This window comes from Psychrobacter sp. P11F6 (assembly GCF_001435295.1).
In the GTDB taxonomy this organism is placed as follows: Bacteria; Pseudomonadota; Gammaproteobacteria; order Pseudomonadales; family Moraxellaceae; genus Psychrobacter.
The window spans coordinates 713249-739326 of the sequence record NZ_CM003594.1; the positions used below are offsets into that span (position 1 = coordinate 713249).

At 43.3% G+C, this 26078-nt stretch carries 35 protein-coding genes and 1 tRNA gene; 30 read left to right on the forward strand and 6 right to left on the reverse strand.

Translation table 11 applies throughout. The features are described from left to right. Positions 1-142: 142 nt before the first annotated feature. The 3 genes from AK822_RS02940 to AK822_RS02950 all read left to right on the forward strand — a co-directional run bounded on the left by AK822_RS02940 (position 143) and on the right by AK822_RS02950 (position 3805). Positions 143-673, forward strand: coding sequence for a DUF2726 domain-containing protein (locus AK822_RS02940; protein WP_055125260.1), 531 nt, complete (start codon positions 143-145; stop codon positions 671-673). A gap of 248 nt (positions 674-921) precedes the next feature. Beyond that, positions 922-2424, forward strand: coding sequence for a hypothetical protein (locus AK822_RS02945; RefSeq protein ID WP_060490520.1), 1503 nt, complete (start codon positions 922-924; stop codon positions 2422-2424). Positions 2425-2542: 118 nt separating this feature from the next. Beyond that, a complete protein-coding gene (locus tag AK822_RS02950) occupies positions 2543-3805 on the forward strand; it encodes a DUF5723 family protein (protein WP_157292352.1) in 1263 nt (420 codons plus the stop codon). Positions 3806-3859: 54 nt separating this feature from the next. Here the strand turns inward: AK822_RS02950 and AK822_RS02955 are convergent, their stop codons facing one another. Then, complete coding sequence (locus tag AK822_RS02955) at positions 3860-4819, reverse strand: DUF1853 family protein (protein ID WP_060490522.1); 960 nt, start codon at positions 4817-4819, stop codon at positions 3860-3862. Positions 4820-4959: 140 nt separating this feature from the next. Here AK822_RS02955 and AK822_RS02960 point away from each other — a divergent pair, with 140 nt between their 5' ends. Continuing rightward, positions 4960-5262, forward strand: coding sequence for a monooxygenase (locus tag AK822_RS02960; protein ID WP_060490523.1), 303 nt, complete (start codon positions 4960-4962; stop codon positions 5260-5262). A 395-nt stretch (positions 5263-5657) separates the two neighbouring features. On the opposite strand, the gene AK822_RS02970 is transcribed toward AK822_RS02960, so the two are convergent. From AK822_RS02970 to gatC, 5 genes are all read right to left on the reverse strand, one after another. After that, entirely contained in the window at positions 5658-6431 is a 774-nt protein-coding gene (locus AK822_RS02970) for a hypothetical protein (protein ID WP_060490525.1), read from the reverse strand. A 214-nt stretch (positions 6432-6645) separates the two neighbouring features. Continuing rightward, a tRNA-Pro gene (locus tag AK822_RS02975) sits at positions 6646-6722 on the reverse strand. Positions 6723-6836: 114 nt separating this feature from the next. After that, on the reverse strand, positions 6837-8363 hold the full coding sequence (gene gatB / locus AK822_RS02980) for an Asp-tRNA(Asn)/Glu-tRNA(Gln) amidotransferase subunit GatB (protein WP_060490526.1): 1527 nt from the start codon (positions 8361-8363) through the stop codon (positions 6837-6839). Further along, a complete protein-coding gene (gene gatA / locus AK822_RS02985) occupies positions 8363-9859 on the reverse strand; it encodes an Asp-tRNA(Asn)/Glu-tRNA(Gln) amidotransferase subunit GatA (RefSeq protein WP_060490527.1) in 1497 nt (498 codons plus the stop codon). Before gatA ends, gatB begins: the two co-directional genes overlap by 1 nt. 68 nt (positions 9860-9927) lie before the next feature. Next, positions 9928-10242: an Asp-tRNA(Asn)/Glu-tRNA(Gln) amidotransferase subunit GatC gene (gene gatC, locus AK822_RS02990; protein ID WP_045446594.1), complete on the reverse strand. Its 315-nt coding sequence runs from the start codon at positions 10240-10242 to the stop codon at positions 9928-9930. Between the two features lie 643 nt (positions 10243-10885). On the opposite strand from gatC, the gene AK822_RS02995 reads away from it, so the two are divergent. The 26 genes from AK822_RS02995 (at position 10886) to rplO (ending at position 26074) form a co-directional block, all read left to right on the forward strand. Continuing rightward, the gene (locus tag AK822_RS02995) at positions 10886-11914 is read left to right on the forward strand and encodes a rod shape-determining protein (RefSeq protein WP_083475748.1); all 1029 of its coding nucleotides are present in this window, start codon (positions 10886-10888) and stop codon (positions 11912-11914) included. Positions 11915-12103: 189 nt separating this feature from the next. Then, entirely contained in the window at positions 12104-12964 is an 861-nt protein-coding gene (gene mreC / locus AK822_RS03000) for a rod shape-determining protein MreC (RefSeq protein WP_060490528.1), read from the forward strand. A gap of 161 nt (positions 12965-13125) precedes the next feature. Further along, positions 13126-13611 (forward strand): rod shape-determining protein MreD, encoded by a 486-nt coding sequence (gene mreD / locus AK822_RS03005; protein ID WP_060490529.1) that lies wholly within the window; start codon positions 13126-13128, stop codon positions 13609-13611. Positions 13612-13742: 131 nt separating this feature from the next. Further along, on the forward strand, positions 13743-14408 hold the full coding sequence (locus tag AK822_RS03010; protein WP_060490530.1) for a Maf family protein: 666 nt from the start codon (positions 13743-13745) through the stop codon (positions 14406-14408). A gap of 178 nt (positions 14409-14586) precedes the next feature. Beyond that, entirely contained in the window at positions 14587-16197 is a 1611-nt protein-coding gene (locus tag AK822_RS03015) for an Rne/Rng family ribonuclease (protein WP_060490531.1), read from the forward strand. Positions 16198-16638: 441 nt separating this feature from the next. After that, complete coding sequence (rpsJ, locus tag AK822_RS03020; RefSeq protein ID WP_010196670.1) at positions 16639-16950, forward strand: 30S ribosomal protein S10; 312 nt, start codon at positions 16639-16641, stop codon at positions 16948-16950. 48 nt (positions 16951-16998) lie between these two features. Next, on the forward strand, positions 16999-17637 hold the full coding sequence (gene rplC, locus AK822_RS03025) for a 50S ribosomal protein L3 (protein WP_055125271.1): 639 nt from the start codon (positions 16999-17001) through the stop codon (positions 17635-17637). A 14-nt stretch (positions 17638-17651) separates the two neighbouring features. Further along, complete coding sequence (gene rplD, locus AK822_RS03030) at positions 17652-18254, forward strand: 50S ribosomal protein L4 (protein WP_045446611.1); 603 nt, start codon at positions 17652-17654, stop codon at positions 18252-18254. After that, the gene (rplW, locus tag AK822_RS03035) at positions 18251-18601 is read left to right on the forward strand and encodes a 50S ribosomal protein L23 (RefSeq protein WP_010196677.1); all 351 of its coding nucleotides are present in this window, start codon (positions 18251-18253) and stop codon (positions 18599-18601) included. Before rplD ends, rplW begins: the two co-directional genes overlap by 4 nt. 11 nt (positions 18602-18612) lie before the next feature. Then, the gene (rplB, locus tag AK822_RS03040; protein WP_055125272.1) at positions 18613-19440 is read left to right on the forward strand and encodes a 50S ribosomal protein L2; all 828 of its coding nucleotides are present in this window, start codon (positions 18613-18615) and stop codon (positions 19438-19440) included. Between the two features lie 12 nt (positions 19441-19452). Further along, complete coding sequence (gene rpsS, locus AK822_RS03045; protein WP_010196682.1) at positions 19453-19728, forward strand: 30S ribosomal protein S19; 276 nt, start codon at positions 19453-19455, stop codon at positions 19726-19728. Between the two features lie 10 nt (positions 19729-19738). Further along, positions 19739-20068 carry a 50S ribosomal protein L22 gene (gene rplV, locus AK822_RS03050; protein ID WP_045446615.1) on the forward strand — a complete coding sequence of 110 codons (330 nt, stop codon included), beginning with the start codon at positions 19739-19741 and terminating at the stop codon, positions 20066-20068. A gap of 3 nt (positions 20069-20071) precedes the next feature. Then, positions 20072-20800 (forward strand): 30S ribosomal protein S3, encoded by a 729-nt coding sequence (gene rpsC / locus AK822_RS03055; protein ID WP_045446618.1) that lies wholly within the window; start codon positions 20072-20074, stop codon positions 20798-20800. Positions 20801-20803: 3 nt separating this feature from the next. Continuing rightward, complete coding sequence (gene rplP / locus AK822_RS03060; protein ID WP_055125273.1) at positions 20804-21217, forward strand: 50S ribosomal protein L16; 414 nt, start codon at positions 20804-20806, stop codon at positions 21215-21217. Beyond that, positions 21217-21414: a 50S ribosomal protein L29 gene (gene rpmC, locus AK822_RS03065; RefSeq protein WP_011279794.1), complete on the forward strand. Its 198-nt coding sequence runs from the start codon at positions 21217-21219 to the stop codon at positions 21412-21414. Before rplP ends, rpmC begins: the two co-directional genes overlap by 1 nt. Then, positions 21411-21683: a 30S ribosomal protein S17 gene (rpsQ, locus tag AK822_RS03070; RefSeq protein ID WP_045446623.1), complete on the forward strand. Its 273-nt coding sequence runs from the start codon at positions 21411-21413 to the stop codon at positions 21681-21683. The genes rpmC and rpsQ overlap by 4 nt, the downstream gene beginning before the upstream one ends. 181 nt (positions 21684-21864) lie before the next feature. Further along, on the forward strand, positions 21865-22233 hold the full coding sequence (gene rplN, locus AK822_RS03075; protein WP_010196702.1) for a 50S ribosomal protein L14: 369 nt from the start codon (positions 21865-21867) through the stop codon (positions 22231-22233). A gap of 8 nt (positions 22234-22241) precedes the next feature. Then, positions 22242-22559 carry a 50S ribosomal protein L24 gene (gene rplX, locus AK822_RS03080; RefSeq protein ID WP_045446626.1) on the forward strand — a complete coding sequence of 106 codons (318 nt, stop codon included), beginning with the start codon at positions 22242-22244 and terminating at the stop codon, positions 22557-22559. Between the two features lie 21 nt (positions 22560-22580). After that, positions 22581-23117 carry a 50S ribosomal protein L5 gene (gene rplE, locus AK822_RS03085; protein WP_011512858.1) on the forward strand — a complete coding sequence of 179 codons (537 nt, stop codon included), beginning with the start codon at positions 22581-22583 and terminating at the stop codon, positions 23115-23117. 12 nt (positions 23118-23129) lie between these two features. After that, positions 23130-23435 carry a 30S ribosomal protein S14 gene (gene rpsN, locus AK822_RS03090; RefSeq protein ID WP_021813378.1) on the forward strand — a complete coding sequence of 102 codons (306 nt, stop codon included), beginning with the start codon at positions 23130-23132 and terminating at the stop codon, positions 23433-23435. Positions 23436-23446: 11 nt separating this feature from the next. Continuing rightward, positions 23447-23845 (forward strand): 30S ribosomal protein S8, encoded by a 399-nt coding sequence (gene rpsH / locus AK822_RS03095; RefSeq protein ID WP_045446631.1) that lies wholly within the window; start codon positions 23447-23449, stop codon positions 23843-23845. 175 nt (positions 23846-24020) lie between these two features. Next, complete coding sequence (gene rplF, locus AK822_RS03100; RefSeq protein WP_045446634.1) at positions 24021-24554, forward strand: 50S ribosomal protein L6; 534 nt, start codon at positions 24021-24023, stop codon at positions 24552-24554. 11 nt (positions 24555-24565) lie between these two features. Beyond that, on the forward strand, positions 24566-24916 hold the full coding sequence (rplR, locus tag AK822_RS03105) for a 50S ribosomal protein L18 (RefSeq protein WP_021813381.1): 351 nt from the start codon (positions 24566-24568) through the stop codon (positions 24914-24916). Positions 24917-24918: 2 nt separating this feature from the next. Continuing rightward, on the forward strand, positions 24919-25434 hold the full coding sequence (gene rpsE, locus AK822_RS03110; protein WP_010196711.1) for a 30S ribosomal protein S5: 516 nt from the start codon (positions 24919-24921) through the stop codon (positions 25432-25434). A 20-nt stretch (positions 25435-25454) separates the two neighbouring features. Further along, positions 25455-25634 carry a 50S ribosomal protein L30 gene (gene rpmD / locus AK822_RS03115; RefSeq protein ID WP_010196714.1) on the forward strand — a complete coding sequence of 60 codons (180 nt, stop codon included), beginning with the start codon at positions 25455-25457 and terminating at the stop codon, positions 25632-25634. After that, complete coding sequence (gene rplO / locus AK822_RS03120; RefSeq protein ID WP_045446637.1) at positions 25634-26074, forward strand: 50S ribosomal protein L15; 441 nt, start codon at positions 25634-25636, stop codon at positions 26072-26074. The genes rpmD and rplO overlap by 1 nt, the downstream gene beginning before the upstream one ends. The last annotated feature ends 4 nt before the right edge of the window (positions 26075-26078 follow it).

Here is a 26078-nt window from a genome sequence, read left to right on the forward strand (position 1 = left end):
ACGATGTGCGCCGACTGCCCCTGATTTTTTCTGTATAACGGGTCAGCCTATAAGGGCTGCCCTGTCGCAGTTGAGTATGTATGTCACTTTATGGAAGTCGTCATACATATTTGGCTGCCTTAATCATGTATGAGGTAAAACCATGTCATTTGGTGTTATATTTTTAATATTGGCCGTTGGGTTTTTAGGGCTGATTACCGTACCAAAGCTGTTGAAAAAACCCCCAGTTGTTGAGCCTGATCCAAAGCCAGTACGCGGCGATGAGTTGGCTATTTGGCCGTTTGCGCCGATGCCGATTATGACGGATACGGAAGTCATTTTCTTTAATAAGCTAAAAAGTGCGTTGCCAGAATATCATATTTTCGTTCAAGTTCAACTGTCACGCATTATCGAAGGCAATAGCAGTGAGGCGTCCGAGCGTAGCTTTTGGTTCAATCGTATCTGTCGTCAAAGCGTCGATTATGTGATTGTGGATATTGATGCGCAGACCACGCTGGTTGCTATCGAGCTTGATGATTGGACACACACGAGTAAAGCGCGTCAAAAGGCGGATGACAAAAAAGACAAAGCCCTTGCTAGTGCCGGTATTGCTATTGTGCGCTTTCACGCTGAGCGCATGCCAAGCGCAGATATGCTCAGGTACGAGCTGATGCAAGTGATTGAAAATTATTGATAAAGTATCTTTGGTAGACAGTCAAGATTAGTCGCAACAACGGCATTTACTTTTTTGTGTAACATTGCTGTTATATTCGTTTACTTTATAGATAAGTTGCTTAAATAAGAGTATTATTATTTTATTTTAAAGCAAACTTAAGTTTTCTAAATTAAGAGGCGATTTTTTGAATTAAGACATTATTTGCTTAATTATATAAAAATTTTGATGCTTCTAGTTTTTAAAATTACTCTATAAAGGACTGTGTTATGAAATTTTTTAAATTGAGCGCATTAGCGTTAGCCAGCACGTTAGCGTTAGCAGGCTGTGGTGATGACAATAATAATAGCTCTTCTGGTAATGGTACTAATACGCCAGATGTGCCAGTCAAACCACCTGTCGATAATAGTTTGTCTGAGATCGAGCAAGCGAAAGAGATGATTCGTACCGCCAAGTTATTTGTCAGTGACAATAAAGCGGTTACAGATGCTTACGAAGATGTAAGTGATATCCTTACAGAAAAGCAAGATACACGTCTGGGTTATACCTTTGATATTCCACAAGGCCTTGCTGGCTATATGCGTGAGAACTCGATCAGTCGTCTAGATGCAGATGATATTATCTATTTAGGAGAACATGGTGATACTAAGGATATCCTAGAGAATAATCCTGATTTAACAAGCGATTTTTATTGGGATCGATTCTATGATCGTAAGTTAGAACCTAGTGATGACTTTTTAGCGACACTAAATGCTGACGGGAAGTTTACCTTGACTGGTAGCACCACAGTCAATATCGAAGAATACGATTACGTATATAATCCGCAAACAGGTTTGTATGACCCTGTTATTGATAACAAAGACGTTTTCACCGTAGTGTTTGATGGTTATGAAGATGCGTTAAGCTCAAACACCAGTACAGATAACTTTAACGGTAGTTTGGGTTTCAAGAGTATTAAAATTGGCACTGGCACTGATATCGTTGCCCTCAGCTCAAATACTAAAGGCGCAACAGTCAGTGGTCAATTCAGTGATAAAGTCGTGGTCAATGATGAGTTTGATATCAATGATGCAAATAAAGAAGGCATCACGCTAGAAAAGGCAGTCATCAAATTAAGCAGCCTGAAGTTGACGGCTAATGATAGCGTGATTGAAGCAAAAGATTTTGAATTTGCTGCGCTGGATGTCAGCAGAAAGCTGGCAGATAACAGTCTGGTGGTTAGAACAATCCCTTATAAGTTTGCTATAACGGGCAAGATGACCAAGCAAAAACCGATGACTGATGTAGAGATTACACTGAACGCGACTGCCAATGACGCTGATATAAAGAAATTTATCATAATCGATGAAGTCGGTGATATCGAAGAGGCCGCCAATAAATACGTAGGTATGGAAATAGTATTGGCGATTAAAGGTAAGGTAACGAAAGAGAGTACAACGACGATTCCGCTTGATTTCCAAGCCAATCTTAAGCGTACTGCTCGTAATGTTATTGAGCTACAAGGTCTGACTGCTAGCGTAGAGGGTAAGAAGCTATTTGTAACCGGTAAGTCAAGCTTAGATAATAACTATGATGTGGTTAGCACCCAGTTTACTGTTGAGCAAAATAAAGCGTCGATCAAGTTAAATGTCGATGCCAATGGTGATTTTATCAAAGATAAAATGGGCAAGCTCGGCGATATCATGGTTAACGGTAAAGACTACGGTGATTTAATGGATAATGATGGCAAAGTTACTGCCAAGTTTACTGATAACAGTTTAATTATTCTATAATCAAATCATGTGTCACATCGACTCTCAAACGTTGTTAGTAGCGATTGAGGTATAGCAACAAAAAAAAGAGACAGATTACTGTCTCTTTTTTATGCTCTCTAATAAACGTGAGAAATTTATGCCATATAACGTTTCAAGTCTCTATGGTTTTTTACCTAAAAGCTTAGCATCGCATTTATACAGCCGTACCAAGTTAATCACTACGCCAGCGATTGCCGCTATGATGATATCCAGCGCTGCGGTTGCTGATAGTGCAGATATACCAGCTGCTGATACGAATTTTTACTTCTACCCCCAAGCGACAGGGTTGCTAGACAGTCATATTGCTCAGTCAAACGCGCAGATAGAGTGGAGTCTGATGGCAACGGCTCATAGTCCAACACAGCCTATCTCAGCATTTTTAGATGATTGGAATGCTCCTTTGGATTCGGGTGATCATGCTTATGCCCAAGGTCGAACGTCGCTTGAGATTCGTCCTGCGGGCAGTGCGATTAGCTACGGTCTAGGTTGGCGTTATGATTATTTAATGACGTTTAGCAAAGAGACTGCCGAAGTTTATTGGCAGTATGAAAATAAACAGCCCTCAAGTACCAGTCAAGATTATCCGTTATTTTTGGAAGCCAAGCACAATGAAAGATTCGGTGCTAATATCGGTCTGACGCAGCAGCTCATGCCTAACTGGCAATTGACGACTCGGGCCAATCTCTGGCAAGGACTGCATGCATTAGAAGGTAAGATAGTTGGCGATTTAAGCACCAGAGTGTTACCAAATAATGAGGTGACAGATATACGAGACAGTTTGGATAAAACCAACGCTTACATCGATTATTACTATGATGAACCAGCTTTAGGGGAAGAAAATTTAGACTGGAACCCCGCGAAACCTTCGGGATATGGTTATTCGCTCGATTTGCAGCTCACAGGTCAGTTGTCTGATAGTACGCAGTTGTCTCTGAGTGGCTACGATATCCTTGGACGCATGCGCTGGAAAGACATGCCGAGCACTCGTTATGCATTGGATTATGACGTCAACGGCAGACCTCTCTATACGATTGAAGGGCAGCTTAGTACTGATGATGTCACACAGACATTGCCATGGCGAGTTGAAGGTAGCCTTCAGCATCAGCTAGACAGTCAATGGCAGCTCGGTCTACATGGTCAAGTAAATGATATTCAAGGCTTGTATCAATTATCCGCAGGCTACCAAACGTCCAATGATGCTTTCCCCATTACGGTGACGGGCTTAATAGAGCCGCAAACGCAAGCATTGGGTCTTGCTTTAGACAGTCAATATGGTGGTATCAAATTGCTTACCGATAGTCTTGACTCGGAAAAAGCCAAGCGTAGTGAAGTTAGCCTATATGGGCGTTATGCTTGGTAGTTTAATGAGCATATATCACTAAGTAAATTCAGTTCTAGTTGGTGTCTATAACTGTCACTTAGATTTATCATTAGATGTATTACGCAGCTTAGGATAAATAACAATAGGTCTATCGCCTTTAAAGTATAACCCCGTTTTTGGTATGTCAGTTTCGGAGTTAGTGAGTGGCGATTGGCGTCCATCGTAAAAATCACGCCTAGTAAACCATTCGATATAATGGGCGGTTCGTAATGCCCTTATATCAATCTTCGCAAGATTAAGCTTATCATCTTTATCACACCATTCGTGCATCGGAAAGCTTGGTGCTAACCAAGATGGATAATTAAAGTTAGTGGTGTTGATTGGCAAAAAGAATCGCCCTTTAATCACGCCATAACGCTTATCAATTTTAATTTGTCCATGCTTTTCGGTATCTACCCATACGGTACGAAACTGCTTGGTTTGCATATGGGTCATTTTGCGTTGTAGATTATCCTTGGAATTAATCCCAACCCAGTTCTCAGGAGCAAACGGCGCTGATCCCATAAAAAACTTAATAGCTAGCTCCCAATGCTCGACCAGATTTTCTCCATGATTATATAAGATTAAATCCAGCTCACCAGTCGTCTGCTTACCGTTATACAACTGGACGTTACTGGCTAGGGTCTCATACGGGTGTAGCTTGCGCGCAAAGCCATCTGCTAGCCAAAATGACAGTAAGCCTTCAAAATGAAAACCCAAGCGATTAGGGCTAGGCCGCTTGAGTAAATAGCGGGTCAGCACCTGATAAGCATTGGTGCTATCTAGCTCTTCTAAACGCTGCTGATACGCTGCAAACTGCTGTTGCCAAAAGTGTGCGCTATGTACCGATACGGTATGTGTATTCTGATGCGGCGCAAAGTCCAGCCACTCAGTCAAGACGTTAGGGCAGGCAAGCACATACGCCAAATCACGCACATAAGGTCGCTGGTATACGTCCCAAGGTGCGTCATCTATAAGGTAAGTCGAGAAGGGCTGAGCGATAGCCTCAGACATGGGTTGAACCTTCATAAAGTGGTACATTTACCCTAGCTGTTCGCTTGCCAAAAGTCTATAGTCAATCGTACTATGTTAAGATTGAAAGTATCTGGCAGCATATATTTTGCCGATTATTTAATAATAATGAGGATTCAATAATGAAATATCTTTTGCAAATCGACTTTCCTTATAGCGGACCTTTTGGCGATCAATTCTTTGAGTCTATGAAAGAGTTGGCTGAAGACATCGCAAACGAGAACGGTCTGGTCTACAAGCTATGGACAGAAAACGAAGCAACGCAAGAAGCGGGCGGTATTTATGTGTTTGATAACTTAGAGGATGCCAACAGATACTTAGAGAAGCATACCCAGAGACTGACCTCATTTGGCTTTACTGATATCAAGTCTAAAGTATTTATCATCAATGAAGCGCTGAGTGCGATTACTAAAGCGCCTCTGTAATACTTAATGAAGAGTAATAAACATAAAAAAACCAGTCATTGGATGCAATGGCTGGTTTTTTTATGTGGGTTTTCAACTTAAAATAGGATGTTAACGATATAAAAATTAAGCTGAATATCTGGTGCATTTGATAATAGCGGTACTAGGATAACGATCAAAAATTTCAATACAGCAAACGACCATTTGGGCGGCTTATTAAGTAACTTTTGGACTGGTGATTTTGTACTGGTTAAGACTCTAGCTTTTTCTAAGTGTGTCATATGTCTAGCTCCATGTTATGCCGTTACACAACGGTGCGTAACGGTTCATGGATTTATGTTATAGGTTGTATGGTTATAGCTAAATACTTATGCATGCATAGCGTGTTGTATGCCTGCATACCACAGTATGATAGGTTATGAAAAATCGCCTTTGTTGGCTTGGCTTAACCATCGTTTGATAGTGTCATAAGATGGTTTTTTATCTGTTTCAATGTGCTGTTTAATATATTCGGCTGCTTCAGCAAAAGTAGTGAAGTTCTGTTGATCCATAATTTCTAGGTATAGTTTCTTTTTTTCAGGTCTGGTTTGATTGTGTTTTGACCATCTTTTATTCGCTTTTTTCTTGTTGGACTTTGATAGTTTTTTTTGAAAATCGTTATCGCCTCTAACTTCATTTGTTCCTGCACCAAAAACATAGCCAACTAAGTTGATACAGTAAAAACTAGCCTCATATTGTTGACTCTCAAAATAAAGTCTAGCAAAAGCTTTTAAACTGATACAGTCACATAGTTTATGAAAGTTCAAGCATTTAAGCTCCTTTGACTCTAAGTAAATATCTTTGTTACTGAGCATAATATGAACAGATAATCCTCTATACATAATAGATTCTTCTTTCTCAAAATCTACACGATAACCCTGTTCTTCTAAAAGTTCTTTGCAGTCTTCAATAGCAATATTCTCTATCTTTTCTATTAGCTCATGAATGATTGATATTCTCTTCCTATCTTTATAACCTACGTCAAAAAAATTACGATTTAGTAAGAAGTTAGGTGGGCTATCTAGTAATTCTTTTATAAATACTGTGGGTATAGTGGTTCTATGTTGCAATCTTTCAAACTCTATTCGTTCGGCTTGTTCGAGAATTTTTTGAAGGTCAGCATCTGAAAAGCCCTCTCTAGAATTAACCATAATTTACACCTTTACACACCCTTAAATTATAGTAGTTGCAAGTCAGTACCAGCCTAAAGGTGTGTGGCTGGCTGGCTTTTGAGTAATGAATCCTAGTCCTGCTCAAATTTTACTATTTCTTTCTTTAATTATCATATAATCATCAGTCAAATTTAGCACAAAAAAAAGCCAACCATTGAAAACAATGATTGGCTTCTCTCTTTACTGCTATGTTTGGTCGGAACGGCAGGATTTGAACCTGCGACCACTACACCCCCAGTGTAGTGCGCTACCAGACTGCGCTACGCCCCGAATGACTGACTATTTTACGCAAAATTATGCATATTGCAAGAGCTATTTATTTTAGCCAAAATCTATGACCCCAATTTACGTATCACAGTCAGCATAACCAATCAGCAATTATCCTTAACCGAGTAGCTCTTTTAGGATTTGGTTGACTTGCTGCGGGTTAGCACTACCACGACTGGCTTTCATCACTTGCCCAACCAGACCGTTAAAGGCTTTTTCTTTACCGCCGCGATATTCTTCGACCATCGCTTGGTTTTTTGCAATGACTTCTTCAACGATGGCTTTGATAGCGCCCGTATCGGTTTCTTGCTTAAGGCCTTTTTCTTCGATGATTTTATCAGCTGCGTCATCAGCATCACCGCCTTCGCGCTCATAGAGCGCACTAAAGACTTTCTTCGCCAATTTGCCAGATAGCGTGTCATCTTTGATACGCGCTAGCATACCAGCCAATTGCTTGGCGCTGATAGGGGAGTCAGTAATTTCTTTATCATCTTTATTTAGCGCACCCAGCAAATCGCCCATGACCCAGTTGCCCGCCATTTTGGCATCTGCTTGCCCAACTTCTGCGACCACAGCTTCGAAATAATCGGCAATTTGACGGCTGCCAGTCAAGATACGAGCATCATATTCTGATAGACCAAGCGCTTCTTCAAAACGGGCACGACGAGCAACGGGTAGTTCAGGCATTGCTGCACGAATGCTATCAACGGTGTGCTGCTCGATACGCACTGGTAGCAAGTCAGGATCAGGGAAGTAGCGATAGTCGTTGGCATCTTCTTTGGTACGCATCACACGAGTTTCGTCGCGCTCTGGATCATAAAGCATCGTCGCCTGCAGTACTTGGCCACCGTCTTCTAAGATGTCAATCTGACGCTCGATTTCACGATTGATGGCGCGTTCGATAAAGCGGAACGAGTTTAGATTTTTGAGTTCAGTACGCGTACCCAATTCTGCGCCAGGCTCGCGCACAGAGACGTTACAGTCACAGCGGAATGAACCCTCTGCCATGACCGCATCTGAGATACCTAGCCACGTGACCAGCTGATGAATGGCTTTGATATAGGCAAGCGCTTCATGAGCCGAGCGCATATCAGGCTCAGAGACGATTTCAATCAATGGCGTACCAGCACGGTTAAGATCAACACCCGTCATACCATCGACGGCATCATGCACAGATTTACCCGCATCTTCTTCTAAATGCGCGCGGGTGATGCCCATACGTTTCGGATATTCGTTCTTCTCACCTTCATTGACCACGACATCGATATAGCCTTCACCCACGATAGGGTTTGCCATCTGAGTGATTTGGTAGCCTTTAGGCAAATCAGGGTAAAAGTAGTTTTTACGGTCAAACGTATTAAATAGACCCAACTCAGCGTTGACGCCGATACCGAATTTTAGGGCACGATCGACCACGCCAGCATTGAGTACTGGCAATACGCCAGGCAGACCCAAATCGACGATACTAGCTTGGCTGTTTGGCTCATGACCGAAGTCAGTCGGCGCACTTGAGAATATCTTACTTTCCGTATTTAGCTGGCAGTGAATCTCAATGCCGATGACCACTTCATAACCATCGACGAAAAGCTCCTTACGCACGGCATGCTCGCGCACGGCATTGTTATCAGTAGTAGCTGTACTCATTATACCGTCTCCTTTGCGATGGCAGAGTGTTGTAGATGATGGTCGGTATGCTGCTGGAATAAATGAGCAGTTGTGAGCAATTGGCTCTCTTGCCAATGCTTACCGATTAATTGTAAGCCAACAGGTAAACCTTCTGAGGTTAGACCAACAGGTTGGCTAAGCGCGGGCAGACCAGCTAAGTTGACCGCGATGGTATAAACGTCACCCAAGTACATCGTCGCAGGGTCAAGGTTGTCAGTAAGCTTGTAAGCAGCGGTTGGTGCTGTTGGGCTAGCAATCACATCACAGCTAGCAAAGGCTTCATCGAAGTCTTTGACGATTAAGCGGCGAATTTTTTGGGCTTTGGTATAGTACGCATCAAAGTAACCTGCCGAAAGTGCATAAGTGCCGGTCAAGATACGGCGCTGTACTTCAGGACCAAAGCCTTCAGAGCGTGAACGCGTGTATAGATCGAGCAGATCGGTTGGATTCTCACAGCGATAGCCAAAGCGTACACCATCGAAGCGTGACAGGTTTGATGATGCTTCGGCAGGGGCTAGCATGTAGTAAGTGGCAAGGGTAATCTCAGGGTCAGTGATATTCACCTCCACAATCGTCGCACCCAGCTCTTCATATTTTTTCAGAGCAGCACGTACGGCCGTTTCTACCTCAGCGTCTAATCCAGCACTAAAGTATTCTTTTGCCACACCGATACGCAAGCCAGCAAATGGTTTATCACCAGCCGCGGCTTCAGCATCATTAATGTCTTGTACGTAGTCAGGCATATCGTATTTGATAGAAGTCGCATCGCGTGGATCGTGACCAATCATTGGCTGTAGCAGATAGGCACAATCTTTAGCGCTGCGTCCCATGCTACCCGCTTGGTCAAGGCTTGAAGCGTAGGCAATCATACCAAAGCGTGATACTCGGCCATAAGTAGGCTTGATACCCGTTAAGCCGCAGAATGAGGCAGGCTGACGAATAGAGCCACCAGTATCACTACCTGTAGCAACTGGGACAAAGCCAGCAGCAACAGCGGCAGCACTACCACCTGATGAACCACCAGGGACGCGCTCTAGGTTCCAAGGGTTCTGCACAGTGCCATAGTAAGAGCTACTGTTGTCTGAGCCCATCGCAAACTCATCCATATTGAGCTTGCCTAAACTAATCATGCCTGCTTTGTCGATATTAGAAACGATAGTAGCATCATAAGGCGAGACAAAGTTATGCAGCATCTTAGAGCCACAAGTCGTCAGTACACCTTGGGTACAAAAAATGTCTTTGTGCGCCATCGGTACGCCAAGTAAGGGACGCTGATCGCCCTGTGCGCGCATCTCGTCTGCTGCCTTTGCTTGCGCGCGTGCTGTCTCAGAAGTATGAGTGATAAAGCTGTTAATTTTATTGTCTAGCGCGTCTATACGTTTGATGTAGTGTTCTGTCAGCTCAAGGCTGCTAAATTGTTTGTCTTGCAAGCCCGTAATAAGCTGCTGGGTACTTAATAAATGAAGTTCTGACATAAGGTGTCGTCCGTCAAAATGTGAGTAGCATAAAGTAAAATAGGGTAGCGATTAAAGCAGCACGCTGCTTATTCAATCACTTGTGGAACCAAATATAAGCCATCTTCAACAGCTGGGGCGACTGACTGATTGCGCGCGCGGTTGATATCGTGTTTGGCCACATCAGCCCGCAATTCTTGGCAAGCTTCATGAATGTTTGCTAAGGGTTTGATGCCTGTGGTATCCACGTTAGATAGCGTATTCATAAGTTTTAATACTTTACTAATATCGTCGGCATAGCTATCGGCTGTGCTTTCATCGACACCCAAACGTGCAAGGTTGGCAACTTCTAGGATTTCTTCACGGCTGACGTTGCTGTCAGACGTTGCTGGTTGCTGTGACATAGTTTCTCCAGTGAAGGACAGTTTTTGTTAGAGTAGAATGCGGCTAAAATAGACAAGCATTAGATATAGATAATTATTAACACAAACTAAAACAAGGGGTTTATCTTAAGATGTATATATAGTGGCTTTATTATAAAGCATCTGGCTTAAGTTTACAGAGCATGACGCTTGATTGATGCACAATATCAACCAAGATGGCGTGATTTGCAAAATTGACCGTATAATTCACGATTGATTCTCAATTGCTTACCCATTACGTTCTGAAATACGTTACAGTATGCACCTGTGCTGCTAAGCAAAATTATCATTTGCCTGTAGAGCCTTGTTAGTTATTGAATTAAATGATGTTTCATTAAGTCGAATGGTGTTTACTGCTATTTTAAACTTTGTAACAACTTTTAGCGTTTAAGACCGAAATCCTGACTTACTGATGCAAATATCTGTGTTTTTTTTGAGCCAAATCGGTATAATTTAGCTCAGTTTTTCCATTGCATCATTATTGCTTAGGTTTGACTTGTTGCGAGGTTCAAATTTCGCCATAAGTAATGTCTAACGACGACCTGCTCAACGCTGACGAGTAACGCCTCAGTCAATCTCAGTCAATCTCATTCGCCTCATTTGTAATACGCTGGAAATATTAGTCATGAACCTGTTTGGATTTTTATCAAATAATATCGCTATCGACCTCGGTACTGCGAACACTCTCATTTTTATTCCTAATAAAGGCGTCGTACTTGACGAGCCTACGGTGGTTGCGTTACGAAGTAATCGTACACAAAACCCTACCGTTGCGGCTGTTGGTATTGATGCCAAGCAGATGCTTGGTCGTACACCTGCCAATATTACAGCGATTCGCCCATTAAAAGACGGTGTGATTGCTGACTTTGAAGTGACGCAAAAAATGCTCAAGCATTTCATCACGAAGGTAAAAGCCAAGCGTTTTATGGCGCAGCCTAATGTGGTGGTTTGTGTGCCTTGTAAGTCTACTCTGGTTGAGCGTAAAGCGATTCGTGAAGCGGTATCTTCGGCAGGTGCGAGTAAAGTACTATTGTTAGAAGAGCCAATGGCTGCTGCCATCGGTGCTGGCTTGCCAGTTCATGAGGCCAGCGGTTCGATGGTGGTTGATATTGGTGGCGGCACGACGGAGATAGCCGTTATCGCGTTATCTGGTTGCGTTTATGCTGAGTCGATTCGTATCGGTGGCGATATGTTTGATGACGCGATTATCACCCACGTACGCCGTACCCATGGTTGCGTGATTGGTGAGACGACAGCTGAGCGTATCAAGCATGAAGTTGGCTCTGCTTTGAATGAAGACAGTCAGCTAGAAGTTGAAGTTCGCGGTCGTAGCATGGCAGAAGGCGTGCCAAAAACCTTTACTGTTAATTCAGAAGAAGTACAAAAAGCCCTGAGTGATCCGCTGAGCGGCATTGTTAGCGCGGTGAAAGCTGCACTTGAGCAGACGCCACCTGAGCTGTCATCAGACATCGCAGAGCGTGGTATTGTCTTGACGGGCGGCGGTGCGCTGTTACGTGATTTGGACAAATTAATTTCAAGAGAGACAGGTCTACCTGTGACCGTTGCCGAAGATCCGCTGACTTGTGTTAGCCGCGGCGGTGGTATTGCGCTTGATTTTATCAATAACAAAAGCTTGAACATGATTTTTGTTTAGATTGCTTTAGTTAAGCACTGCGGTATTGATAAATCATCTTCGTCGTGCTTGATGATAGCTTGCGTAAAAATAGTGGGTTAAAACAGTATAAAATTAAAGGTAGCCAGTTGCGCTGCCTTTAATTGCATTAATCAACTAGAACCCAGTACTGGCTACTGCTTATTTTATAACTCCTGAGTTAGACGACTTATGACCCCAAGTATTTTTGCGCGCCAGCCGTTAGCACTTCGTAAGACTGCCATTGTATTAATAGCAGCTCTAATACTGATGTGGTTCGATAGCAAAAATTCAGAATGGTTTAATCCAGTACGTAGTACCAGTCATGCCGCTATGCAGCCTATTTATGAGCTATCACTGTTACCGAGTTATGCCAAGCATTGGGCAGGTGGCAGCTTACAGTCTAAAGAAGCGCTGCGCCGCGAAAACATGCAATTGAAGTCTCAGCTCATCCATGCGCAAGCCAAGTTGCAGCAGCAAGATTATATTTTGGCACAAAATGCGCGGCTGCAAGGTATTTTATCAACGACCAAGCCTGAACAATTTGATCTTAATTTGGCACAGGTAATCGGTACAGACACCAACTTACTCAGACAAATCGTGGTGCTCAATAAAGGCGTTCAAGACGGGGTTCAAGTTGGACAAACAGTGATTGATGAGGACGGTATTTTAGGGCAGATTATTAATGTCTATCCCAATACCAGTCGCCTGCTATTGATTACTGATGAGCAGCAATCGGTTGCAGTTACGGTTAAGCGCACAGGTCAACGCGCTATCGTGACAGGGCAAGGTATACCAACCTCATTAAGCCTTGATTATGTGTTCAAAACCTCAGACGTGCGTGTGGGTGATGAGCTGGTGTCATCAGGATTGGGTGGGCGTATTCCAGCAGGGTATCGTGTCGGGCGTATCGCCCATATTAAAGATACTCAAGCCGATAACTTTAGAAGTATAGAAGTGACCCCAGCGGCGAACTTTATCGATAATGCATATGTATTAGTCCTGCAAGATAAGCTGGTGAATAAAAATAATATTACCCTCAATGACCGTTAAGAATTTAGGCGCTCAATACGTAAGCATCAATCAGATAATGGCTGGCATCTATTTATTAACTGGTCTGTTTGTCGATACATTTTTAGCCATGGTTTTTATCCCATCAATGCCCACTCATGCTTTAACAGCAGCCATCAATACATTCGTTAAGGTAAGTACCCATGTCGTATCCTGATTCTGAGAATGCAACGGTACTACTGATTGCTACCATCATTCTAAGTTTTGTTATTGCGTCATCGCTTAATGTCTATCCGTTAAGTCCTAGTATGGCTACCTTACGCCCTATGGTCATGATCATGGTGCTGATTTTTTGGTTATTATTTCAGCCACGCTATGTTGGTATTTTTACAGCATTTACCATCGGTCTCATTGCTGACTTACTCATGGATACCCATTTGGGACAGCAAGCCTTTGCCGCCGTGGCAGTCGCCTTCTTCATAAAAATAACCAGTATTTATATTAGGCAACTAAATACCATCAGTGCATGGTTATTAGCAAGCTTAGGATTGTTTATTTTTCAATTATGTTTATGGATATTGCAGATGTTTATCCAGAATGTCTTTGTCGCACAATCTACCTTATCACTGTTGATGAGTATAATCAGCTGGCCATTGGTACTACTGGCTTTGCGTAAATTTGCGTCATAAGAAAAATTCTGCTAATAACCAATAAGATTGTAGCGCTGGTGTTTATTAATCATGACTAACTAATGTTAATGCACTAACAGGCAGCAGTTTTCGGTAGTAGGCAGATAAATTCAGATATAAAGAGAGTAGCGATGGATATTATTTTAGCTTCTGGTTCGCCGCGCCGTCGTGAGCTGTTAGAAAGAGCACAACTAGAATTTAGCACATTGAGTGTAGATGTCGATGAAACAAAGCATGATGATGAGTCACCTACAGACTATATCGAGCGCATGGTCGCCACTAAAGCTGAGGCTGCCATACAGCAACTAGCATCACGCTTGAAAACGGATAAAAGCTGTTTTTCTGACTCGTTTATCATTCTAACGTCTGATACCATCGGTGTGCTGGCAGATGGTCAAACAGTGCTGGTCAAGCCAGTCGATCGTGAGCACGCTTATAGCATGTGGCAACAGATGTCTGATAGTGTCCATGAAGTATGGACAGCAGTTCAAGCAACGCATGTATCATTATCTTCTAAAGTGGCTAACAGCTCAACTCATGAGCCAGTATTTCAAATCATTAATCAGCAACGAATCACTGAGCGTACCGAAGTGACCTTTATAGCGCTCACTGCAGAGATGATGAGTAACTATTGGGAAAGTGGTGAGCCTGCTGATAAAGCGGGTGGTTATGGTATACAAGGTTTGGGTGCTATTTGGGTCAGCCGTATCAATGGTAGCTATACCAATGTCGTGGGTTTACCACTTCCACAAACGCTGGCGTTAATTAAAAACGTCACAGATATTAGTGTCAAGTAAAATACCAGACAGACCCTGATGTAGATTATTGGTCTCTCAGAGATTGGCTGTCACTCTAACCTGCTGCACATAATAACACGCGAGAGTAATGGGCGAGAGCCAGCTGCATTTGTTACACTATAAAGATAATAGACGATGAACGTCTAACAAGAAAGCTGAGAGATAAGAGAAAAACATTATGTCCGAAGAGCTGCTGATTAATATTAGTCCAATGGAATCCCGTGTCGCAGTCTTAGACAATGGCATCTTGGGCGAAATTTATATTGAACGTCATCATAAATTGGGTCTGGTCGGCAATATCTATCTGGGTACAGTCGTACGCGTTTTACCTGGTATGCAGGCAGCATTCGTTGATATCGGGCAGTCGCGGACAGCATTTTTACATGTCAATGATATGCAGCGTGAGCCGCGTCCAGTAGCAGAAAATAAGAGTAAAGCGGCTGACAATAGCGATAAAAACTCGGATAGCAATATAGAAGATGCTGTGGTAGAAAATAGTACTAATAACTTGGCTGTCACGCCACCGGTGATTAGTATACAAAATACCGAAGTCATCCCTGTGTCTAAAACGTTGATTCAACATCGCTTGCATGAAAGCCAACGTATTTTAGTGCAAGTGACCAAAGATCAGTTGGGCAGTAAAGGCGCTCGCTTGACCACCAATATATCCTTGCCATCTCGCTATTTGGTGTATCTGCCCTCAAGCGAACACATTGGTATCTCTCAGCGCATTGATGGCGAAGAAGAGCGCACTCGTCTGAAGACTGAGCTTAGTAGCCTGATGCAAACGGTCAATCTAAAAGGCGGTCTCATCGCTCGTACCGCTGCTGAACGTGTCCCTGTCGATAAGCTTGAAGAAGACATTTATTATCTACTGCAGCTGTGGCGTACCATCTGCGCGCGTCGCCAAGAGATGAAACAACATCAAAGTTCTGAGCTTATTTATCAAGAGCTATCATTACCGCTGCGCTCTATCCGTGATTTGGTACACGCGGATACCGAGAAAGTCATCATCGATAATGCACAAATTTACGAACAAGTCAGATCCTTTGCCAAAGAGTTTGTGCCTTTTGTCTATGACCGTATTGTCCATTATACCGCTGAGCCATCCTTGTTTGATGTCCATCGTGTCGAAGATGATTTGCGTGATGCTTTAAAACGCCGCGTAGATTTAAAATCAGGTGGCTATCTGATTATCGACCAAACAGAAGCGATGACCACAATCGATGTCAATACGGGATCATTCGTAGGCGGGCGTTCGTTAGAAGATACGGTTTATAAAACCAATCTTGAGGCAACTCATGCAATCGCCCGTCAGCTGCGTTTGCGTAATCTAGGTGGTATTATCATCCTAGACTTTATTGACATGCTTGAACAGCAGCATAAAGATGATGTGTTAGAGAGCCTGCAATCACAGCTAGTACAAGACTATGCCAAAACTAAGATTACTCAGGTCAGTGAGCTTGGGTTAGTAGAGATGACGCGTAAACGTACGCGTGAGTCGCTCGGGCAGCAGCTATGTGAGCCGTGCTCTACGTGCCAAGGACGCGGCTTTGTTAAAACGGCTGAGACAGTGTGCTTTGAGATATTCCGTGAAATCATGCGTTGTGCTCGTACTTATAACTCTCCCAAGAAATTTACGGTCGTTGCCCATGCCGCAGTCATTGATTTACTTCTCACTTCAGAGTCAGACACGGTGGCAGATTTAGAGTATTTACTTGGTAGAGTGATTACCTTTGATGTCGAAAATCTCTATACTCAAGAGCAATATGACATTGTTTTGGATTGATGTTTCATAGCTTTAGATTAACAGTGCATAGTTATCGATTCATATAAGCGTGATTATTAAGCACAGATACGGTTGTTTACATATTACTGTTTATAAAGGGTAATATCATAAGTCGCTACAGATATTACCCTTGCAATGATTGAAATACTATGTATAATATACACCACTGAATTATATATGCGCCGCCAATCAAACAGCGGGCGCTATGACAGCTAGAGCATCGTTTCTAGCACTATTTCATTATGCCTTTGCTGACATCCTATAATGGAAGGGTCGGCGGGGCTTTAAACTATTTTGCTTTTGGCACGCTACAAGTTCGGATAAAGAACTCATTCTGGTTAAGAACAGAAGGCCGCTTTAAGTGAATATTTAACCAAACGGCTTTTGATCATATCTTTGCAAAGCAAAAATGACAAAAGCACATATTAGGAGCTTGCTGGCATGGCTAACCAGAGAATCCGTATCCGTCTTAAGTCTTTTGATCATCGTCTGATTGATCAATCTGCACAAGAGATTGTTGATACTGCAAAGCGCACCGGTGCGCAAGTTTGTGGTCCTGTACCGTTGCCGACTCGCATTGAGCGCTTCAACGTTCTAACTTCACCACACGTAAACAAAGACGCTCGTGATCAGTACGAAATCCGTACTCATAAGCGTATGGTTGACATCGTTCAACCTACCGACAAAACTGTGGATGCGCTAATGAAGCTTGACTTGGCGGCGGGTGTTGACGTTCAAATTGCTTTGGGTTAATGCACATAAACACCCAACCCATTAATATAAGATATAAAGAGGTCTAAAATGGCGATCGGTTTAGTCGGTAAAAAATGCGGCATGACCCGTGTCTTCACTGAAGCAGGCGCATCTATCCCTGTAACAGTGGTTGAGATCAGTGCTAATCGCATTACTCAAGTAAAAAATACTGATGTAGATGGCTATCAAGCCATCCAAGTTACCACAGGTACCCGTCGTGACAGCCGCGTAGCAGCAGCTCAAAAAGGTCACTTCGCTAAAGCTGGCGTTGCCGCTGGTCGTGGTGTTTGGGAATTTCGTGCCAATGATAGCGATCTTGAAGGTCGTGAAATTGGTGGTGAGATCCTAGCTGACTTGTTCGAACAAGGTCAGATGGTTGATGTCACAGGTAACAGTAAAGGTAAAGGCTTTCAAGGCGGCGTGAAGCGTCACAACTTCAGCATGCAAGATGCCACTCATGGTAACTCAGTATCTCACCGTGCCATTGGTTCAACTGGTCAAAACCAGTCACCAGGTAAAGTCTTCAAAGGCAAAAAAATGCCAGGTCAGATGGGTAACAAACGCGTTACCGTTCAGGGCCTAGAAGTGATATCGGTTGATGTTGAAAAAGGGTTACTTGTCATCAAGGGTGCTATCCCAGGTGCCACCGGTGGCGATGTCATCGTACGTCCGTCAGTCAAAGCCTAAGCAAGGGGATTAACGTGGATTTAAAAACAGTTACAGGGGCGGCAGTTGAGCTTTCTGATACGGCTTTCGGTCGTGAATTCAACGAAGCACTAGTGCATCAAGTCGTCACCGCATATCTTGCTGGTGCTCGTCAAGGTACACGCGCTCAAAAAACCCGTGCCGAAGTTTCTGGTGGTGGCATTAAGCCATGGCGCCAAAAAGGTACTGGTCGCGCTCGTGCAGGTTCTATTCGTAGCCCAATCTGGCGTGGGGGCGGTCGTGCATTCGCGGCTAAACCACAAGATTGGTCACAGAAAGTTAACCGTAAAATGTATCGCGGTGCTATGCAGTGTATCTTAGCCGAATTGATTCGCCAAGAGCGTTTGATTTTGGTCGAAGAGCTAAGCGTTTCTGGACCTAAGACTAAAGAGTTGATTGCAAAGTTAGGTGAGTTAAATGCATCACGTGCATTAATCGTCACTAAAGAAGTTGACGAAAACTTATACTTAGCTGCTCGCAACATCCCACATGTCAATGTACTTGATACAAGTGAAGTGGATCCAGTGAGCTTGATCGCTTTTGATAAAGTGATCATGACAGTCGAAGCTGCGAAACAATTTGAGGAAGCACTAGCATGAATAACGCAAGACTTTATCAGATCCTAAGAGGACCTGTATTCTCAGAGAAATCTCAAATGCTTGGCGACTCACTTGGTGTGCAGGTATTTAAAATTGACTCTAACGCTACTAAGCTTGAAGTCAAAAAAGCGGTTGAGATGATGTTTGAAGGTGTTGAAGTTTTAAAAGTAAACACTTTGAATGTTAAAGGTAAGACAAAGCGTTTTGGTAAAAGTATCGGCCGTCGTAATGACTACAAAAAAGCCTACGTTACCTTAAAAGCTGGTCAAGATGTACAAATGGCTGATGCTGGTGAAGAGGTCGCGAATACGACTGCTTCTACTAGTGAAACAGCGAACAACGAATAAGGATTACACTCATGCCTATCGTAAAAGCAAAGCCAACATCACCAGGCCGTCGTTTTGTTGAAAAAGTGGTGCATCCACACCTTTATAAAGGTCGTCCGTTTGCAGCGCTTCTCGAATCAAAAAGTAAAACTGGTGGTCGTAACAATAATGGTCGCATAACGACTCGTCATATTGGCGGTGGTCATAAGCAGCATTATCGTATTATCGATTTCAAACGTACTAAAGACAATATCCCAGCCACGGTAGAGCGTATTGAATACGATCCTAACCGTACTGCGCACATTGCTTTACTTAAGTACGCTGATGGCGAACGTCGCTATATTATTGCTGCTAAAAAACAAGCAGTTGGCGATACAGTAATGTCAGGTGAGCTATCACCAATTCGTCCAGGTAACTGTTTACCGCTGAAAAATATCCCATTGGGTACTGTGATCCATAATATCGAACTTAAAATCGGTAAAGGCGCACAGATGGCTCGTTCTGCGGGTGCTAGCGTTCAGTTGTTAGGTCGTGAAGGTATTTATGCTATTCTACGTATGCGCTCTGGCGAAACTCGCCGTGTACACGTGAACTGCCGTGCCGTTATTGGTGAAGTTTCTAACACTGAGAACAACTTGAAATCACTTGGTAAAGCCGGTGCTTCACGTTGGCGTGGTGTTCGTCCTTCTGTTCGTGGTGTTGCTATGAACCCGGTTGATCACCCACATGGTGGTGGTGAAGGTCGTAATAAAGGTCGCCATCCAACCAGCCCTTGGGGTCAGAAGTCTAAAGGACTTAAAACGCGTAGTAATAAGCGTACTGACAATATGATCATCCGCCGTCGCGCCAAGAAGAAATAAAGGAAGAATTTCATGCCTCGTTCATTGAAAAAAGGTCCATTCATAGACGCGCATTTGTTTGCTAAAGTTGAGAATGCATTAGACACCAACTCACGCAAGCCAATTAAGACTTGGTCGCGCCGCTCGATGATCCTACCACAAATGGTTGGCTTAACCTTGTCTGTTCACAATGGCCGTACTCATGTACCGGTTATCGTGAGTGAACAGATGGTTGGTCATAAACTAGGTGAATTTGCCCCGACTCGTACGTATCGTGGTCATGGCATTGACAAAAAAGCTAAGAGATAAGGTGCTTACCATGGAAGTAACTGCAAAATTACGCGGTGCCGCCATATCGGCACAAAAAGTTAGACTCGTTGCCGATGAAGTTCGTGGCAAATCTATCGAGCGTGCTTTGGATATCCTAACGTATAGTAATAAAAAAGGCGCTGTATTTGTTAAGAAATGTCTTAACTCAGCCATCGCCAATGCCGAACACAACAACGGTCTAGATATTGATACCCTTAAAGTATCAACCATCTACGTTGATGAAGGCATTACGCTAAAACGTATCCTACCACGTGCTAAAGGTCGCGCTGATCGTATCAGTAAGCGTACCTGTCACATCACTATAAAGGTAGGAGAATAAGTTATGGGTCAAAAAGTACATCCAATCGGAATTCGTCTTGGTGTTGTAAAGAAGCATAACGCAAACTGGTATGCTAACCCTAAACAATACTCAGAATACCTAATCAACGACATTCAAGTTCGTGAATATCTGCGCAAAAAGCTTGATAGTGCTATGATTAGCAAAATCATGATTGAGCGTCCTACAGGTGCTGCTAAGATTACCATCGCCACTGCGCGTCCTGGTATCGTTATCGGTAAGAAAGGCGAAGACATCGAAAGACTTCAAAAAGAATTGACCAAAATTATGGGCGTACCTGCTCAGGTCAACATTGAAGAAATCACCTCGCCTGATCTTGATGCTCATTTAGTAGCGGAAGGTATCGCAAGTCAGCTTGAGCGTCGTGTTATGTTCCGCCGTGCTATGAAGCGCGCCGTACAGAACAGCATGCGTTCTGGTGCTAAAGGTATTAAAGTTGAGCTGTCTGGCCGTCTTGGCGGTGCTGAGATTGCTCGTACTGAATGGTACCGTGAAGGTCGTGTGCCATTGCATACACTACGCGCTGATATCGACTATTCGTCAGTACGTGCGGAAACTACTTACGGCACCATCGGTGTAAAAGTTTGGATCTTCCGTGGCGAAATCCTTGACGGTATGAACAGTGTATACAATCCCGTTAAAGAAGAGCAGACTCGTGCGCCAAAACGCCGTGGTCGTGGAAACGGAAACCGTCGAAACACAGACAGAGGTTAAACTATGTTACAGCCAAAACGTACCAAGTTTCGTAAAATGCACAAAGGTCGTAACACTGGGCTAGCTCATCGTGGAAGCACCGTTGCATTCGGACAAATTGGTCTAAAATCGTTGACTCGTGGTCGTATGACTGCCCGTCAAATTGAAGCAGCACGTCGTACCATCACTCGTAAAATTAAGCGTGGTGGTAAGATTTGGATTCGTGTATTCCCAGACAAACCAATTACTAATAAACCACTAGAAGTACGTATGGGTAAAGGTAAAGGTCCTGTAGAATATTGGGTATGCGAAATCAAACCTGGTAAAGTGCTATATGAACTCGAAGGGGTTTCAGAAGAACTTGCTCGCGAAGCGTTCACGCTTGCTGCAGCAAAACTGCCCTTTAAAACTACCATTGTTAAGCGGACGATAATGTAATGAAGATCAGTGAATTACGTGATAAATCATTAGAAGAACTGACTCAGTTACTTGATGAAAAGCAACTTGATGCTTTCCGTATTCGTATGGCTAAAGCAACTGGTCAGTTGGGTAATACCCATGAAGTACGTGTTAATCGTCGTGCGATTGCTCAGCTTCAGACTTTGATTAACGAGAAACAACGAGGCGACTCATGAGCGATAACAATCAAACAGCTAATGCTAGCGTATTGACAGGACGAGTTGTCAGTGACAAGATGGACAAGTCCATCACAGTTTTGATTGAGCGTCTGGTTCGTCATCCTTTGTATGGCAAGCAGCTTCGTCGTTCTACAAAAATCAAAGCCCATGATGAGAATAACGTTTGCCAACAAGGCGACCTTGTCCGCATCAAAGAAACGCGTCCAATCTCTAAAACCAAGTCTTGGACTTTGGTTGAAGTGGTTGAAAAAGTAGAAAAAATCTAAGTAAATTGCATTAAAAGCCAGAAGCTGTTAAAATAGCCGCCTTTTTAAGGATGCTGATTGCGCCGAGCGTATATCACTCACATTAAGAGTAGCAGCGGTTATTATTATTAAAATGCCGACTACTCATACTGTGCTAGCGGCAGCAACTGGTTTTTATTGCTCATACGTGTGGAGTAACGCTATGATTCAGGTTGAATCGATGCTGGAAGTTGCAGATAATAGCGGTGCAAGACGAGTTCAGTGCATTAAAGTACTGGGTGGCTCTCATCGTCGTTATGCATCAGTTGGCGACATTATTAAAGTAACGGTTAAAGAAGCCATTCCTCGCGGTCGTGTTAAAAAAGGCGACGTGATGAATGCTGTAGTTGTACGTACCAAAAAAGGCGTTCGTCGTCCTGATGGTTCTGTTCTGCGTTTTGACGACAATGCTGCGGTATTGTTGAACCAAAATAAAGCACCGATTGCAACTCGTATTTTTGGACCGGTAACTCGTGAACTACGTGGTGATCAGTTTATGAAAATTGTATCACTAGCACCAGAAGTATTGTGAGGTAATCCATGTCAAAATTACGTAAAGGCGATACAGTTATCGTGATTGCTGGGAAAGACAAAGGCAAGCAAGGTACTGTACAAGCTGTAAAAAATGATCGTATTAAAGTTGAAGGCATTAATATTGTCACTAAACATCAGAAGCCAAATCAGGCAACTGGCGTTGAAGGTGGCATTCTTAAGAAAGAAGCTTTTCTACATATCTCAAATGTCGCAATATTAAATGCGCAAACCCAAAAAGCTGATCGTATTACTTATCAGTTCGGCGAAGACGGCAAGAAACAACGCGTCTATCGTTCGAACGGTGAAGTAGTGGCGACTGCGTAAGACACTAAGGGTGTAATGGTAATGGCAAGATTAAAATCTTTATATAACGAAGAATTGAAGCAGCAAATCAAAGAAGAGCTTGGTTTGGCTAATGTGATGCAAGTGCCTAAAATCACTAAAATCACACTTAACATGGGTGTAGGCGGCGCGTCTCAAGACAAGAAATTGCTTGAAGGTGCAGTAGCTGACATGACCGCTATCGCTGGTCAAAAACCTGTCGTCACCAAAGCGCGTAAATCAGTTGCTGGCTTTAAAATTCGTGAAGAATGGCCAATTGGCTGCAAAGTAACGCTACGCGGTGAGCAAATGTACGAATTTTTAGATCGTCTCATTGCCATTGCAATTCCTCGTATTCGTGATTTCCGCGGTTTTTCACCTAAAGCCTTTGACGGACGTGGTAACTACTCATTGGGTATCAAAGAACAGATCGTATTCCCAGAAGTAGATTTTGACAAGATTGATCGTATCCGCGGTATGGATGTGACAATCACCACGTCAGCTCAATCTGATGAAGAAGGTCGCGCGTTGCTTAAAGCATTCGGCTTCCCATTTAAATAAGGTAAAGACGTTATGGCAAAGAAGAGCATGATTAACCGCGAATTAAAGCGCGAAAAAATGGTTGCTAAGTACGCTGATAAGCGTATCAAGCTAAAAGAAACTATCAGTGATATGACTGCAAGTGACGAAACTCGTATGGAAGCGATGCTAGAGCTACAAGCTCTTCCACGCAATTCATCGCCAGTACGTCTGCGCAATCGTTGTGCTATCACCGGTCGTCCTCACGGTTACTTCCGCAAGTTTGGCTTATCACGCAATATGCTGCGTGAGCGTGTCATGCAAGGCGATGTGCCTGGTGTTCGTAAAGCAAGCTGGTAAGGGGTAACTATATGAGTATGCAAGATACCGTTGGGGATATGCTAACCCGTATTCGTAACGCACAAATGGCTAACAAAGTATCGGTAGCAATGCCGAGCTCTAAATTACGTAAATCAATTGCTGATTTGCTAGTTAGCGAAGGTTATGTGGCGAGCGCTGTTGTTACTGAAGAAGCAAACAATAAAGCAACCCTATCTATCGAATTGAAATACTTCGAAGGCCGCGCTGTCATCGAAACGATTCAACGTTTTAGCCGTCCTGGTTTACGCCAGTTCCGCGGTAAAGACGCTATCCCTACTGTTAAGCAAGGTATGGGTGTTGCTATCGTATCAACTAGCCAAGGCATCATGAGTGATCGTGCTGCACGTGCTGCTGGTATCGGTGGTGAAATCGTCGCATTTGTAGCGTAAGCTACACGACGATAAAGTCTATTTGATGATTGTTAGACTTCTATTGATTGAGTAATAATGAATTATTTCAAATTGATAGGTGTCTAACGCAGTCAACTATGCTAAACTAACACGCTTTTTAGCCTGTTAGTTTTTTCGCTAATATAAAGAAGTTAATTTTTTAAGGAATATTCCTATGTCTCGTGTGGCTAAAGCCCCAGTGACACTGCCAAACGGCGTAAGTGTTACTTTGAACGATCGGCAGGTCGAAGTGAAAGGCAAGAACGGCATTTTGTCTTTACGCCTGCATGAATTGGTCGAGCTGAAACAGGAAGATGATGCGATCATTTTCTCACCTACAGTCGATTCAAAAGAAGCTATGATGCACACTGGCACCATGCGCGCTCTTGTTAACAACTATGTTAAAGGCGTGAATGAAGGCTTTGAAAAGCGTCTTCAGTTAATTGGTGTTGGTTATCGCGCACAAGTTGCTGGTAACAAGGTAACTTTGAACGTTGGTTACTCTCATCCAGTAGAATATACGTTGCCTGAAGGTGTGTCAGCTGAAACCCCAACGCAAACTGAAATTGTTTTGAAATCAAACAATAAACAGCAGCTTGGTCAAGCAGCGGCTAATATCCGCGGTTTCCGCCCACCTGAGCCTTATAAAGGTAAAGGTATTCGTTATAGTGACGAGCATGTGATTCGCAAAGAAGCCAAGAAAAAATAAGGTGAGTTGAAATGTTTGATAAAAAAGCAGCTCGTCTGCGTCGAGCTAAGAAAACCCGCGCGCATATCCGTTTCTTAGGCGTTCATCGCTTAACGGTTACTCGCACGCCAAAACATATTTATGCCCAGATTATCTCTCCTACCGGTGGTGAAGTGATTGCTCAGGCATCTACCTTAGACGGCAGCTTGCGCTCAGGCGCGACTGGCAATGCTGATGCAGCAACGTCTGTGGGCCAAATGATCGCAGAACGCGCAAAAGCAGCTGGTATCACTAAAGTTGCCTTTGACCGTAGTGGTTTTAAATATCATGGTCGAGTTAAAGCTTTAGCAGAAGCAGCTCGCGAAAACGGATTGGAGTTTTAATCATGGCTAGAAATGATAAAAATGATAAAAATGAACAGACTGACGGTCTAGTAGAACGCTTAGTTACCGTTGATCGCGTTGCAAAAGTTGTTAAAGGTGGTCGTATTTTCTCTTTCACTGCATTGACTGTAGTGGGCGATGGCAATGGTCGTGTTGGTTTTGGTCGCGGTAAAGCACGTGAAGTGCCAGCTGCTATCCAAAAAGCACTAGAAGCTGCCAAACGTAATATGATTACTGTTGAGCTTAATGATGCAACTTTGTATCATCCGATCAAAGCACGTCATGGTGCTAGTAAAGTTTATATGCAGCCTGCATCTGAAGGTACTGGCGTAATCGCTGGTGGCGCAATGCGTGCTGTATTAGAAGTTGCTGGTGTCAAAGATGTTTTGACTAAATGTTATGGTTCTACCAATACTGCTAACGTTGTTCGCGCAACGTTTAACGGTTTACGTGATATGTCAACTCCAGAGAAGATGGCAGCAAAACGTGGTAAATCTGTAGACGAAATCTTGGGTTAACTTAGACTAGGTGAGTTACGATGAAAAAAATGAAAGTCACTCAATTTAAATCGGGTGCCCATCGCCTAAAGAGCCACAAAGCGAGCTTGAAAGGATTGGGTTTACGCCGTATTAATCATACTGTTGAAGTAGAAGATACACCTTCAACACGTGGTATGGTCAATCGCGTTAACTACATGGTAAAAGTGGAGGAAGCGTAATGGGTCTTAGATTAAATGAATTATCACCAGGTGTTGGCGCAAAGAAAACTGCCCAACGTCGTGGTCGTGGTATCGGTTCAGGTCTTGGTAAGACTGGTGGTCGTGGTGTAAAAGGTCAGAAATCTCGTTCAGGTTCTAGCATTCGCTCAGGATTTGAGGGTGGTCAAATGCCTTTATATCGTCGCCTACCGAAATTTGGTTTTACCAGTAAAATGGCAATGAAGACGGCTGAAGTACGTCTTTCTGAACTAAATAAAATTGATGGCGATGTGGTTAGCCTTGAAACACTTAAAGCTGCTAACCTAATCCGTCACGACATGAAGCGTGCCCGTATTATGTTGTCAGGCGAAGTCACTAAGGCTTATACCTTTAAAGGTATCAAAGTGACTAAAGGCGCTAAGCTAGCAATCGAAGCTGCTGGTGGTAGCATCGAGGAGTAGTAAC